We start from the raw sequence: 12,655 nt of genomic DNA, 5'->3' as shown, positions 1-12,655 counted from the left end.
ATTCACTCCAGCGGGTTGTAAATATGACCAGTAGCGTCTCTGATGACTACGTCATGCTCAGTCGCGTATTTAAGAACGTCTTCAGGAATGGGCTTGACCTGAGGTGGAATCTCAAGAACACTGGCACCCTGCAACTCGTCACCTCCGAGAATTTTATTAGCATCAGCGAATATCCTCGGGGGGCCGTGACGATCCGAGACGTGAGCGATCTGCTTTCCTGGCGCGTACTTGATACGCAACTCGTCTATGTAGTCTTTTGCCGTTCTGTCCAAAATGTCTGAGAGTTGCGTGTATTTACGTGAGACGATCTCCACGTCAGGGATATACGAGTCGACGCGAGAACCATCCGCGAGCCGCACTTCGTTGTGCGGAAAGAAGCGATGACGCTCGTAGTTGAAGCGAATGCCCTCAAAGAGCCTTCGGGTCTTCCACGAGATGTCGGGCCTGTCCAGCAGCTTGTTGAGCCACTGCGGAACGTCGTCGACATTACCAGCGTGGGCACTCGACCCTTCGTGATGCTCGTGACCATGCGCGTCACCGGCATCGTGGGCACTCGGCTCGTGGGTCGGGTCCGCTCCCGGATGGCTGCTCTCGTGCACGGCCCCCAGATCGTGGTCGGCATGGCCGACGCCTCCGTGGCCGTCCTGGACGGTTCCCGGCTCCACACGATGGGAAGCTGCGTCGCCTGCGTCCGCCGCGTTAGACATCGCGCGTGCACGCGCACTGTCCCCGAATTCCACATGCAGCGTCGGGATCCGGAACCCGTCCGGAGTCACCACGTGACGCACCGCCACTTCCACGTGCGGCACACGAGCCACCGCATCCCGCAGCGCATTCATCACCGGGGCCGTCGCCGCGTGACCCAGCGCATCCGCCCGCGCCGCCACCTGCGTCATCAGATCCCCGACCCGCACCAGCCCCGACCCCGCCACCACGCTCGCCCGCGCACCGGCACCCACCACACGCCCCGTGATCGACGCGGCATCCGCCGCCTCCGCCACACGACCACCGACCGACGCGACCCTGGCCCCGACCGAGACCACCTTCGCCCCCGCCGCGACCTCACCACCCACCGGGATCAACAACGACCCCACGTTCACGGCCAGCGAGCCCCACGCCCGCGCCGGATCCGTATGCCACAGCTCATCGCTGCCGACGAACCCGTCCACCATCAGCTGCTGCTTCTCCAGCGTCGTCTTCGAGAAGTCCCGCATCCACCCCGGCGTGGCACCGCTGGAATCATCCGCCAGCACCTGGAACAGCGGCGTCGGCGCGATCAACGCCCCGAGCCCCTCCACCACACCCAGCGCCGCCTTGCCCGCGTGATCCCAATCGCCCCACTGCTTGGTCTCCGGGTTGTACGACGCGAGGCTCCCGAGACCCTCGACCATCCCGCTGGCCGCGTCGCCCATGCCGCCGCCGAACGAGGTCACGCAGCTCGGCCGGCCCGCCGAGGTCTGCCCGAAGGGCATCCATTTGCCCTCCTTCGCCGCGGTCGCGAAGTCCGTGCCGTGCACGCGCGGTGCGCACGACGTCGTCGGCTGATGCGCCGCCGCGATCGCGTTCACGCAATCCGCCTGCGCCTCGTCCAGCGCCGTCGCCTGCGTCGCGATCGCCATGATCAGCGCGTCGTTGCGCTGTACGTACGGCATGTGCTGCGTCCACTCCACGTGGTGCAGGGAATCCGAACCCATGTGGTCGAGCGGGCCCCGGATGGGACCGGATCCCGCGGGCTCACCGCCGTCCGGCACCATGTCGTACCCCTGATCCGCCTGCGCGACGAACGCGACCGCCTCGGCCTTCAGCGCGATCAGCTTCGCGACGATGGGCGCCGCCGCGTCGGCGAAGTCCGTGAGGGCCTTCGCCACCTTCGTGAACCCGTCGGCGAGAGCCGTGGTCTCCTGCCCGACCGGCCCCATCACGGCCAGCAGCGCCTCCGACTCCGGCGCCTCGTACACCGTCGACATCGTCTGCCACTTGCTGACGGCCGTCGCGCCGTGCTGCGAGACGCCCGCCGAGGCGGAGGCGAGCGTCCACGAGGCGCTGCGGATGAGATCCGGCGCCATGTCGACGCCGGGGATGCCGTCGGGGTCGATGAGGCCGTCCGCGCGGCACGTGGCGCCGCCCGCGGTCGGGGCCATCAGCGGCCTCCTGCTCGAGAGGTGAACCAGCTGAAGTCGCCCGCCGCGCGCCCGCCGCCGCCCCCGACCGCATCGACCGCGGCCGTCTGCGCCCGCGTCATGTCGGACGCCATCGTGTCGTCGGCCTCCACGTAGTCCGTGGTCGCGGTGGCGGCGCCGAACAGGCACGCGGTGATGCGGTTCGTGACGTCCGTGACCGACGCGGTCTGCGCGTCGAGGAACGCCGCGAGCGCCGCCGGCACCGCGGTGCAGGTGGACGCCCCGGTCGCCACGTCGGTCTGCGCCCCGCCGATGCCGCTGATCGCCGTCGACAGGTCTTCCGATGCCTGCTGCACCGCGGTCAGGACGTCCTGGACGCCCTGCGGATCGATGCGGTAGCCCTCCGCCACGGACGTCTCCTCACGGTCGTCCGTCGGCCGCCGCGCGATCGGGTGGATCGCCTCCCGGCCTCCGCGCGAACGCGTGGGCACCCGGATCCCCGTGGCAGGCCGGTGGCCCCCGCTCGGGGGCGCTGCTCGGACGGGATCAGTCTCCGGGCGTCCCGCGGTGCTGTCAAACGGTGCGGGAGACGCCGCCGGGTGGTGTAGGCACGGCGGCGCGTCCGGTGCTCCTACTTCTTCGGGCTCTTCTCCATGCGCGGCGCCGAGCCGTCGGCGATCCGCGCGTCGCGGTACGCGCGCGCCTCGTCCTGGCGGTCCTTCTCCTCGCCGGAGGCGACGGGCGCGCGGACGTGGGCCGGCGTGTAGCCGAACGCGTCCACGAGGTCCTGCGCGTGCGGGCGCAGGCGCGCGACGAGCCGGTCGATGTAGGCCGTCACGGCCCGGGCGCGCGGCGCGCTGAGGCGGCCGTGGATCAGGAACCAGGCGAGGTCCTCCTCGATGAGGCGGAGGCCGAACAGGTCGCGGGTCCAGGTGAGGATGCGGCGCGTGCCGTCGTCCATCGCGCGGCCCGTCTCCGACGCGGGGTCGAGCGCCTCGGTGAACGCCTCCCACTGCAGCAGCTGCGCGTGCGCTCGGGCCGCCTCGATGAGCGCGTGCTGGTGCCGGTTGAAGAGGGCGGCGGCCTCGGCCGGCGGCATCTTCCGGGTGGCGCGGAGCGCGGTCGCGACCTCCCCGACCATCGTCTCCACGCGGCCCGTCAGGAGCGCGCGCTGGGTGTCCGGCTCGCGGAGCTGGCCGACGGAGCGGGCGGTGGATCCGCGGTCCGCGAGCGCCTGCCCGAGCGTGCGGAGGCCCGTGGAGCGCAGCGTGCGATCCGCGGCCTGCTCCACGGCGTACCGCGCGAGCACCCCGAAGTCGGCCTTCGCGAAGCGCGTGTTCACGTCGGTGAGCAGGCGCTTCGCGACGAGCTGCAGGAGCACGGTGTTGTCGCCCTCGAAGGTCGCGTAGACGTCGAGGTCGGCGCGGAGCCCGACGAGCCGGTTCTCGGCGAGGAAGCCCTGGCCGCCGCACGCCTCGCGCGCCTCCTGGATGGTGTCGAGCGCGTGCCACGTGCTGAGGGGCTTGAACGCGGCGGCGAGGGTCTCGAGGTCCTGCCGGTCCTGATCCGTGTCGGTCTTCCCGGAGAACACCGAGTCGAACTGCTCGAGCAGCTTCTCGTGCGCGAACGAGGCCGCGTAGGTGGTGGCGATGCGCGGGATCAGCCGGCGCTGGTGCCGCTGGTAGTCGAGCAGCACCTCCTCGTCGGTGCCGCCTGCGACGAACTGGCGGCGCTGGTTGCCGTAGGTGATGGCGATCTGGAGCGCGATCTTGGCGGCGCTCGTCGCCGCGCCGTCGAGCGAGACGCGGCCCTGCACGAGCGTGCCGAGCATCGTGAAGAAGCGGCGGCCGGGGCTCGCGATCTCCGACGTGTAGGTGCCGTCCTCGGCCACGTCGCCGTAGCGGTTGAGGAGGTTCGTGCGCGGCACGCGCACGTGGTCGAAGTGGAGGCGGCCGTTGTCGATCCCGTTGAGGCCGCCCTTGAGGCCGTCGTCCTCGCCGCCGACGCCGGGCAGGAACGCGCCCGTCTCGTCGCGGAGGGGCACGAAGAAGCAGTGCACGCCGTGGTTGACGCCCTGGGTCACGAGCTGCGCGAAGACCGTGGCGGCGCGGCCGTCGACCGCCGCGTTGCCGAGGTAGTCCTTCCACGCCGCGCGGAACGGCGTGTGCAGGTCGAACTCGCCCGTCGCGGGGTCGTAGGTCGCCGTGGTGCCGATGCTCGCGACGTCGGATCCGTGGCCGGTCTCGGTCATCGCGAACGCGCCGGGCAGCTCGAGCGTCATGATCCGCGGGAGCAGCTCCCGGTGGTGGCGCTCCGTGCCGAGGTGCATGACCGCGGAGCCGAAGAGGCCCCACTGCACGCCGGCCTTGATCTGGAGCGACGGATCCGCGGCCACGAGCTCCTCGAAGCCCGCGATGTTGCCGCCGTGGTCCTCGAGCCCGCCGACGGACACCGGGTAGGCGCGGTGCACGCCGCCGTGCTCGACGAGGATCTGCAGCTGCTCGCGCACGCGCGCCCGGTGCTGGTGCATGTCGAGGCCCTCGATGCGGTGCAGCTCGGGGCGGCTGGTCAGCTCGCGCGACGAGCGGCGGACGTCGGCCCAGCGCCCGAGCAGCACGCGGCCGAGGCCCTCGACGTCGACGCGGGGGCCGGTGCCGGCGCCCGCGTCGCCGTCGGTGCGGTCGAGATCACGCGCGACCTCGGCGTCCACGTCCCCCGCGACCGGCACGCCGGCCTCGCGGAGCGCGCCCTCGGGGAGCGCTGCCTCGCGAGCCCCGTCCTGCGGACCCGCGGCGGGGCCTCGTCCCCTCGTGCCGCGGGTGGTGCGTCCTCGTGCCGCCGTGTCGACCATGGATCCTCCGTGCCGTCGCCTGCACCGGCATCCCTGCCGGCACCGGCCACGCTATGCACGGATCCTCCACCTGCCGAAAAACACGTCGCGGGCCTCCAACGCGCTCCCGCGGTGAGCGGTCGCGGGTTGTGGGAACCCTCAGCGGCGGGCCGCCCGGACGGCCCGGACGGCCCGGACGGACGCGACGCGCCGCGCGTCAGGCGCGGGCGCCGCGCGCGCTCACCCGCTGCGGCACGCCCCACGGGTTCCGGGTGCGCAGCGGCTCCGGCAGGAGCACGTCGGGCACGCCCTGGAACGCGACGCCGCGGAGCAGCCGGTCGAGCGACGCGGTGCCGACGCTCGTGCCGCGGTCGAGCGTGGTGGCGGGCCAGGGTCCGCCGTGCTGCTGCGCGTCGGTGACGGAGACGCCCGTGGGCCAGGCGTCGACGAGCACGCGGCCGGCGCGGGCGGCGAGCACGCGGATCAGCTCGGCCGCCGCGGCATCGGCCTCGCCGTCGCCGAGGTGCACGCTCGCCGTCAGCTCGCCCGGGAAGGTGCGCGCCGCGAGGGCGGCGAGGTCCGTGCCCGCGGGGTACTCGACGAGCAGCGCGAACGGGCCGAAGACCTCGTGGCGGAGCACGTCGCCCGCGGCCTCGAAGTCGGCGAGCGCGACGGCGGCGATCGTGGGGGTCACGGACCCGTCGTCCCCGGCGGGCGCGCGGCCCTCCGCGACGAGGCGGACGCCGTCGACCGCGATGGCCGCGGCCCGGCCGCCCGCGTAGCCCTCGGCGATCTTCCGGTTGAGCATCCCGTGCGGGGCGACGGCGCCGGCCTCCTCCGCGAGCACGGGGTCGAGACCGTGGCCCGCGGGGATCAGCACGATGCCGGGCGCGGTGCAGAGCTGCCCGGCGGATCCGGCGGCGCTCGCCACGAGGGCCGCCGCGATGTCCGCCCCGCGCTCGGCGGCGGCGCGCTCCGTGATGACGACCGGGTTGACGCTGCCCAGCTCGCCGAAGAACGGGATCGGGTCGGGACGGGCGGCGGCGACGTCGGCGAGGAAGCGGCCGGCGCGCAGCGATCCCGTGAACGTGGCGGCGCGGATACGCGGGTCGCGCAGCATGGCGAGCCCCGCTGCCTCGCCCTCGATCAGCTGCAGGGTGCCATCGGGCAGGCCTGCCTCGACGAGCGCGGCGGAGGCGGCCGCGGCGACGCGGCGCGACAGCTCGGGGTGCCCCGGGTGCGCCTTCACGACCACCGGGCAGCCGACCGCGAGCGCCGACGCCGTGTCGCCGCCCGCGACGGAGAACGCGAACGGGAAGTTCGACGCCGCGAAGTTGAGGACCGGGCCGACGGGCACGAGGTACCGGCGGATGTCGGGGCGCGGGGCGGGCGCCGCGTCCGGATCCGCGTGGTCGATGCGCGCGTCGAGGTAGCGGCCGTCGCGCACGGCGGCCGCGAGGATCCGCAGCTGCACCGTGGTGCGCGTCAGCTCGCCGGCGAGGCGGCCGGGCGCGAGCGCGGTCTCCCGCTCGGCGACGGGCAGCAGCTCGGGGCGGATCGCCTCGAGCGCGTCGGCGACGGCGTCGAGCGCGCGGGCCCGGGCCGCCGGGGCGAGGGCTGCGAGGGGCGCGGCCGCCTCGGCGGCGCGCGCGGCGACGGCGTCGACGGTCGCGGCGACGGCGGGATCCACGGTCGGGTCGATGGTCGGGTCGGTCTCGTGCGGGGTCATGTCTCTCCTCGGTGGGGGCTCGGCCGGTCAGAACCGGAAGCCGCTCGGGAACGGGTCGGTGGGGTCGAGCAGGTACTGTCCCATGCCGGTGATCCACGCGCGCCCGGTGATGGCGGGGACGATGGCGGGCCGGCCGGCGACGGTCGTCTCCCGGAGGATCCGGCCGGTGAAGCGGCTGCCGATGAACGACTCGTTGACGAACACGTCGCCGACCGCCAGCTCGCCGCGCGCCCACAGCTCGGCCATGCGCGCGGACGTGCCGGTGCCGCACGGCGAGCGGTCGAACCAGCCGGGGTGGATCGCCATGGCGTGCCGCGAGAGCCGGGCGTCGGATCCGGGTGCGAGGAACTCCACGTGGTGGCAGTGGTCGACGCCGGAGATCTCCGGGTGCGAGGGCGCGTCCTGGTCGTTGATGGCGCCCATGATCGCGAGCCCGGCCTGGAGGATCTCCTGCTGCCGCTCCCGGTCGAACGGCAGCCCCACGTCGTCCAGCTCGACGACCGCGTAGAAGTTGCCGCCGAACGCGAGGCTGTACGGCACGGTGCCGTAGCCGGGCACGTCGATGGAGGCGTCCAGCCGCTCCACGTAGGACGGCACGTTCTCGATCGTCACGGACGCGGCCCGCCCGTCCTCCACGTCGACGCGCGCGATCACGAGCCCGGCCGGGGTGTCGAGCCGGATCGTCGTGACCGGCTCCTGCACCTCGACGAGCCCGGTCTCCACCAGCACGGTCGCGACGCCGATGGTGCCGTGGCCGCACATCGGCAGGCACCCGGACACCTCGATGTAGAGGACGCCCCAGTCGCAGTCGTCGCGCGTGGGCGGCTGCAGGATCGCGCCGCTCATGGCCGCGTGGCCGCGCGGCTCCGTCATCAGCAGGAGCCGCAGGTGATCCAGGTTCTCGATCAGGTGCAGACGGCGCTCGTTCATGGTCGCGCCGGGGATCACGCCGAACCCGCTCGTGACGACGCGGGTCGGCATCCCCTCCGTGTGCGAGTCGACGGCGTGGAAGACGCGGGAGGACCTCATCCGTCGATCATCGCCCGGCGAGGTGGTCGAGCGCGCGGCGCGTGTCGCGCGTGACCTGCTCCGCGACCGCGGCGGGCAGCGGCGCGCGCGGCGGACGCGTGGGGCCGCCCGTGCTCTCGCCGGCCACGTCGATCGACAGCTTGATGGCCTGCACGAACTCGGTGCGCGAGTCCCAGCGGAACACCGGCACGAGGTGCTGGTACAGCGCCTTCGCCTCCTCGATGCGACCGCTCGTCGCGAGCCCGTACAGCTCGACGGCCTCGCGCGGGAACGCGTTGGGGTAGCCCGCGAACCAGCCGACGGCGCCCATGATGAGCGACTCGAGCAGCAGGTCGTCGGCGCCCGCGATGACGTCGAGGCCCGTGAGGTCCTGGATCTCCGTCACGCGCCGGATGTCGCCCGAGAACTCCTTGATCGCCACGACGTTCTCGAGCGCGTCGAGGCGCTGGAGGAGCTGCGGGGTGAGGTCGACCTTGGTGTCGAACGGGTTGTTGTAGGCCATGATCGGCAGGCCCACCTCGTCGACGCGCGCGTAGTGCTCGACGACCTCGTCGTCGCTCGCCCGGTAGATGGTGGGCGGGAGGAGGAGCACGCCGTCGGCGCCGTCCTCGGCCGCGATCTCGGCCCACTTCTTGGCCTGGTGCCAGCCGACGCCGTGCACGCCGGCCACGACGATCCCGCGGTCGCCGACGGTCTCGACCGCGACCTGCACGACCTTGCGCCGCTCCTCGTCGGTGAGCGAGGAGTACTCGCCGAGCGATCCGTTCGGGCCGACGCCGCGGCAGCCGTTCGCCATCAGCCAGTCGCAGTGGGCGGCGTACGCGTCGTAGTCGACGGCGAGGCCGGCGGGGGCCGACGCGTCCTCGCGGAACGGCAGCGTGGTGGCGACGACGACGCCTCCGAGGTCCAGGGCGGGTGCGGTCATGGCAGGTCCTTCCGGTCGGTGGTGCGAGGCGGTGCGGGGGTGGTCGGGGGCGCGTGCTCGCGCGGCGGGTCGCCGGCGGGCGGCGGGTCGTCGGCGCCGGGCGCTGCCGCGGCGAGGGACGGGGGTCCGGCGTCGCGGCGCTCGTAGGCGGCGGCGAGCTCGCCGAGGCGCACGGGCGAGGCGATGGGGCGGCGGTCGGTCCCGGGACCGGGCGCGGCGGCGGGGGACGCGGCGGACGCGGATCCGCAGGCGGGCGCCTCGGCCGCGAGCAGCTGCTCGACGGTGCGCCCGCAGACGCGGCCCTGGCAGATGCCGAGGCCGGCGCGCGTCGCGAGCTTCATCGAGCGGAGGTCGGTGGAGGAGGCCGCGCGGGCGGTCTGCCGGAGCCGGCCGACGGGCACCTCCTCGCAGCGGCACGCGAGCGTGTCGTCGCGGAGCCAGCCGGTCCAGCCGGGGCGGATGCCGTGCGCGGCCTCGATGCGACCGGCGACGTCGTGCGCGACCGACCGCCGGCGGACGGCGGGGGCGACGGCGGCGTCGGACGGGGATCCGCCCGCGGCGCAGTGCCCGGCGACCTCGCCCTCCGCGAGGGCCTGGTCCACTCCCCCGATGCCCGTGATCTCGCCCGCGGCGAAGACGCCAGCGGGCCCGGCGCCCTGCGCGGCGTCCACCTCCACGAAGCGCTCCGCGCCGATGCGGCAGCCCGCGGCGATGGGCAGCTCGAGCCGGGGCGTGAACCCGTGGCCGACGCACACGGCGTCCACCCGGATCCGCCGTTCGGTGCCCGGGATCGGCGCCCACGCGGCGTCGAGGCGCTGCACGGTGACGGCCTCGACGCGGTCGGTGCCGTGCGCGGCGACGACCGCGCTGCCCGTGGAGTAGCCGATCCGCTCGCGCGCCAGCACGGAGACGTACCCGGCCAGCTCCGCGGCCTTGTGCGGCGCGCGGGCGAGGCCCGCCGGACGTCGCAGCCAGCCGCGGGCGAGCGACGGCACGCGCGCGGCCTCGTGGATCCCGACGACGCGCGCCCCGGCCTGCACGAGCGACACCGCGACGGGCAGGAGGAAGGGGCCGGCGCCCGCGACGATCACGCGTTCGCCGATCGCCACGCGCTCGCCCTTCGCGAGGGCCTGCGCGGCGCCCGCGGTGAAGACGCCGGGCAGGTCCCAGCCGGGGAACGGCAGCGTGCGGTCGTGCGCGCCGGTCGCGAGCACGAGCGCGTCGGGGCGGAGGGTCAGGGGTGCGCGGCGGGATCCGTCGACCTGGCCGACGAGCACGTGGACGACGGCGGCGGGCGGCGCAGACCCGTCAGCGGGCGCGGACGCATCCGGCTCCGGCCGCTCGATCGCCCACACCTGCGCGCCCGTGACGATCGCGCAGCCGTCGTCGGCGGCGAGCCGGGAGCGGAGCGCGGTGAACGCGTCCCAGCCGTGGTGCAGGATCCGCTCGCGCGCCGCCGGACGCGACTCCGGCAGGTGCCGCCAGTACTGGCCGCCGAGCTCGTCCGACGCGTCGAGCACGGTGACCCGGGCGCCGCGACCGCGCGCGGCGACCGCGGCAGCCAGCCCGGCCGGGCCCGCACCGATGACGACGACGTGCCGCCGGTCGTCCGCGCCGCTCACGAGGCCTCCCCCGCGCGCTCGTCGGTCACGGTCGCGCCGGGCACGGTCGCGCCGGGCCCGGTCTCGACCACGTCGCCCTCGACGGCGCGGCGCTGGCAGGCGCGCACGTCCGGCAGCCCGTTCACGGTGACGGTGCAGTCGAAGCACACGCCGATCCCGCAGAAGACGCCGCGGGGACGGCCTGCGCTCGCGGTCGTCCGCCATGCCAGGGTGCCCGACGCGAGCAGCGCGCCCGCGATGGTCTGGCCGCTGACGCCCTCGACGGGATCCCCGTCCACGGTGAAGCGCACGGCCGCGGCCGGCTCCGGGCGGATCGGGTCGCGCGCCGGATCCACGCGCCGAGGCGTCATGCGCGCACCCCGGCGGCGTCGGACGGCAGCGGGGCCCCGGGCATCCGCAGCCCGAGCGAGGCGCGCGCGACGGAGAAGGGCCGCACGTCGAGCGGGGTCGCGGCGCCCGTCATCTGCGCGACGATCATGTCGGCCGTCGCGACCGACAGGCCGATCCCGGCGCCCTCGTGCCCGCTCGCGTGCCAGAGCCCCGGCAGTCGCGGGTCGGGCCCGACGACGGGCAGGTGGTCGGGCAGGTAGGGCCGGAAGCCGCCGTAGGAGCGCATCGCGTTCGCCTCGACGAGGAAGGGGAAGAGCCGCACGGCCTTCGCGGCGAGCTCCTCGAGCACGGCCACGCGCAGCGACGCGTCGAAGCCCACGCGCTCGCGGCTGGATCCGATGAGCACGGTCCCCGACGGCGTCGACTCCACGACGCCCGAGGTCTGCAGCGCGCCGTCGCCGGATCCGACCGCGCCCACGTAGTCGCCGTCGTAGACCTTGTGCCGGATGCGGTGCGGCATGCGCGTGGTGACGAGCACGACGCCGCGGCGCGGCAGCACGGGCAGCTCGACGCCGAGGGTGCGCGCCACCTCGCCCGACCAGGGGCCGGCCGCGACCAGCACGTCGTCGGCGGCGATGTCGCCCGCGCTCGTCCGCACGCCGCGGAGGGCGCCGTCGGCGTCGAGCAGCGGGCCGATGACCTCGACCCCGGTGCGGATGACCGCGCCCGCGCGCCGGGCCGACGCGGCGAGCGCCTCGGTCGCGATGGCGGGCTGCACCTGCGCGTCCTCGGGGTAGTGCACGGCCGCGGTGATCGCCGGGTTCAGCCACGGCTCGAGCTCGAGCGCGCGACGCACGTCCACGGGGATCGCGTCGACGCCCGCGGAGCGCTGGGTGGCGGCGAAGGCGAGGAGCGGATCCGCGCCCTCGTCGGTGGTCGTGACGACGAGCCCGCCCTTGGGCTCGTACTCGATGGAGGGGAGCGCGTCGCCCAGCTCGTCCGCGAGCTCGGCGGCGACCTCGGGCCAGCGGCGGGCGGCCAGCTGCGCGAGCTCGAGCTCCGCGCCGGGGCCCTTGTCGGAGACGAGGATGTTGCCCTCGCCCTGCGCGCTCGTGCCGGAGGCGACCGCGGCGCGCTCGACGACCGTGACGCGCATCCCGGCCCGCGCCAGCGAACGGGCGCACGCCGCGCCGACGATGCCCCCGCCGACGACGACCACGTGACGCGTCATGGTGTCCCTGCTCTCACGGGTGGATGCGCCTCGGGAGGCGGTGTGGCGGTCGGCGGTGACAGTAATATGTCACACATCGTCCGCGAGGGGAAGCCCGACCGACATGCGGCGGATCAGGCGACCGGTTCCGCCAGCTCGGACTCCGCGACGGCGGCGGCCTCGTCCTCGCCGCGCCCCGCCCACCAGCCGGTGGCGTGCCGGATGTGCCGCACCATGAGCTCGTGCGACCCGGGGCCGTCGCCGGCGACCAGCGCCCGCAGCAGCTCGTGGTGCTCCGCCGCCGAGGCGTCGAGCATGGCGCTCTCCTTCATCGACGCGAGGCCGACGAGGCGCGTGCGCGAGCGGAGGTCCGCGATGGCCTCCGTGAGCACGGGGTTGCCGAGGATGCGCGTGAGCGAGAGGTGGAACTCCTGGTCGGCCTCGAGGTACGCGCGGAGGTCGCCCTCGCGCGCGCCCTGCTCGATGCGGTCGGCGAGCGCCTCCAGGCCCGGGAGCGCCTCGTCGGGCAGGCGCCCGGCGAGGCGCTCCATGGCGGGCGCCTCGAGGAGCTGGCGCACCTGCACCAGGTGGCCGAGCTCCTCGTCGCTCACCGCCGTCACGCGGAAGCCCTTGTTGCGGACCGTCTCCACGAAGCCGCGCTTCTCGAGCTCGAGCACCGCCTCGCGGACGGGCGTCGCCGAGACGTCGAAGCGCACGGCGAGCGTGGGCACGGTGATGAGCGTGCCGGGCTCGAGCTCGCCGGACACGATCGCCGCCGACAGGGCCTGGTGGACGTGCTCGCGCAGGCTCTCGCGCGGGGGTGCGGGTCGCAGTGCGGAGAGGCTCATGCGGATCCTCCT

Annotated in this window: 10 protein-coding genes; all 10 read right to left on the bottom strand. The window is 74.4% G+C overall.

All coding sequences use genetic code 11. The features are described 5' to 3' along the window. Positions 1-2 precede the first annotated feature (2 nt). Positions 3-2,141: a hypothetical protein gene (locus ITJ40_RS03895; protein WP_194665831.1), complete on the bottom strand. Its 2,139-nt coding sequence runs from the start codon at positions 2,139-2,141 to the stop codon at positions 3-5. After that, the gene (locus ITJ40_RS03890) at positions 2,141-2,530 is read right to left on the bottom strand and encodes a DUF6507 family protein (protein WP_194665830.1); all 390 of its coding nucleotides are present in this window, start codon (positions 2,528-2,530) and stop codon (positions 2,141-2,143) included. The genes ITJ40_RS03895 and ITJ40_RS03890 overlap by 1 nt, the downstream gene beginning before the upstream one ends. 221 nt (positions 2,531-2,751) lie before the next feature. Further along, positions 2,752-4,971, bottom strand: a complete 2,220-nt coding sequence (locus tag ITJ40_RS03885; RefSeq protein WP_194665829.1) for an acyl-CoA dehydrogenase — start codon at positions 4,969-4,971, stop codon at positions 2,752-2,754. Between the two features lie 196 nt (positions 4,972-5,167). Further along, entirely contained in the window at positions 5,168-6,679 is a 1,512-nt protein-coding gene (locus ITJ40_RS03880; protein ID WP_194665828.1) for an aldehyde dehydrogenase family protein, read from the bottom strand. A gap of 27 nt (positions 6,680-6,706) precedes the next feature. After that, the gene (locus ITJ40_RS03875; RefSeq protein ID WP_194665827.1) at positions 6,707-7,708 is read right to left on the bottom strand and encodes a proline racemase family protein; all 1,002 of its coding nucleotides are present in this window, start codon (positions 7,706-7,708) and stop codon (positions 6,707-6,709) included. Between the two features lie 7 nt (positions 7,709-7,715). Then, a complete protein-coding gene (locus ITJ40_RS03870) occupies positions 7,716-8,633 on the bottom strand; it encodes a dihydrodipicolinate synthase family protein (RefSeq protein WP_194665826.1) in 918 nt (305 codons plus the stop codon). Further along, positions 8,630-10,255 carry an FAD/NAD(P)-binding oxidoreductase gene (locus ITJ40_RS03865; protein ID WP_194665825.1) on the bottom strand — a complete coding sequence of 542 codons (1,626 nt, stop codon included), beginning with the start codon at positions 10,253-10,255 and terminating at the stop codon, positions 8,630-8,632. The genes ITJ40_RS03870 and ITJ40_RS03865 overlap by 4 nt, the downstream gene beginning before the upstream one ends. Continuing rightward, positions 10,252-10,605 (bottom strand): (2Fe-2S)-binding protein, encoded by a 354-nt coding sequence (locus tag ITJ40_RS03860; protein ID WP_194665824.1) that lies wholly within the window; start codon positions 10,603-10,605, stop codon positions 10,252-10,254. Before ITJ40_RS03860 ends, ITJ40_RS03865 begins: the two co-directional genes overlap by 4 nt. After that, positions 10,602-11,882: an NAD(P)/FAD-dependent oxidoreductase gene (locus ITJ40_RS03855; protein ID WP_370532029.1), complete on the bottom strand. Its 1,281-nt coding sequence runs from the start codon at positions 11,880-11,882 to the stop codon at positions 10,602-10,604. The genes ITJ40_RS03860 and ITJ40_RS03855 overlap by 4 nt, the downstream gene beginning before the upstream one ends. 47 nt (positions 11,883-11,929) lie before the next feature. Next, the gene (locus ITJ40_RS03850) at positions 11,930-12,643 is read right to left on the bottom strand and encodes a GntR family transcriptional regulator (RefSeq protein WP_194665822.1); all 714 of its coding nucleotides are present in this window, start codon (positions 12,641-12,643) and stop codon (positions 11,930-11,932) included. Positions 12,644-12,655 lie beyond the last annotated feature (12 nt).

Origin of the sequence: Clavibacter sp. VKM Ac-2872, assembly GCF_015351105.1 — a bacterium.
In the GTDB taxonomy this organism is placed as follows: Bacteria; Actinomycetota; Actinomycetes; order Actinomycetales; family Microbacteriaceae; genus Clavibacter.
The sequence above is the reverse complement of the archived record's forward strand: the minus strand, read 5'-3'. Positions and strand labels throughout refer to the sequence as shown.

Coding starts and splice junctions, on each gene's coding strand:
- ITJ40_RS03895 (WP_194665831.1), bottom strand. CDS start 2,141: ATGGCCCCGACCGCGGGCGGCGCCACGTGCCGCGCGGACGGCCTCATC.
- ITJ40_RS03885 (WP_194665829.1), bottom strand. CDS start 4,971: ATGGTCGACACGGCGGCACGAGGACGCACCACCCGCGGCACGAGGGGA.
- ITJ40_RS03880 (WP_194665828.1), bottom strand. CDS start 6,679: ATGACCCCGCACGAGACCGACCCGACCATCGACCCGACCGTGGATCCC.
- ITJ40_RS03875 (WP_194665827.1), bottom strand. CDS start 7,708: ATGAGGTCCTCCCGCGTCTTCCACGCCGTCGACTCGCACACGGAGGGG.
- ITJ40_RS03870 (WP_194665826.1), bottom strand. CDS start 8,633: ATGACCGCACCCGCCCTGGACCTCGGAGGCGTCGTCGTCGCCACCACG.
- ITJ40_RS03860 (WP_194665824.1), bottom strand. CDS start 10,605: ATGACGCCTCGGCGCGTGGATCCGGCGCGCGACCCGATCCGCCCGGAG.
- ITJ40_RS03850 (WP_194665822.1), bottom strand. CDS start 12,643: ATGAGCCTCTCCGCACTGCGACCCGCACCCCCGCGCGAGAGCCTGCGC.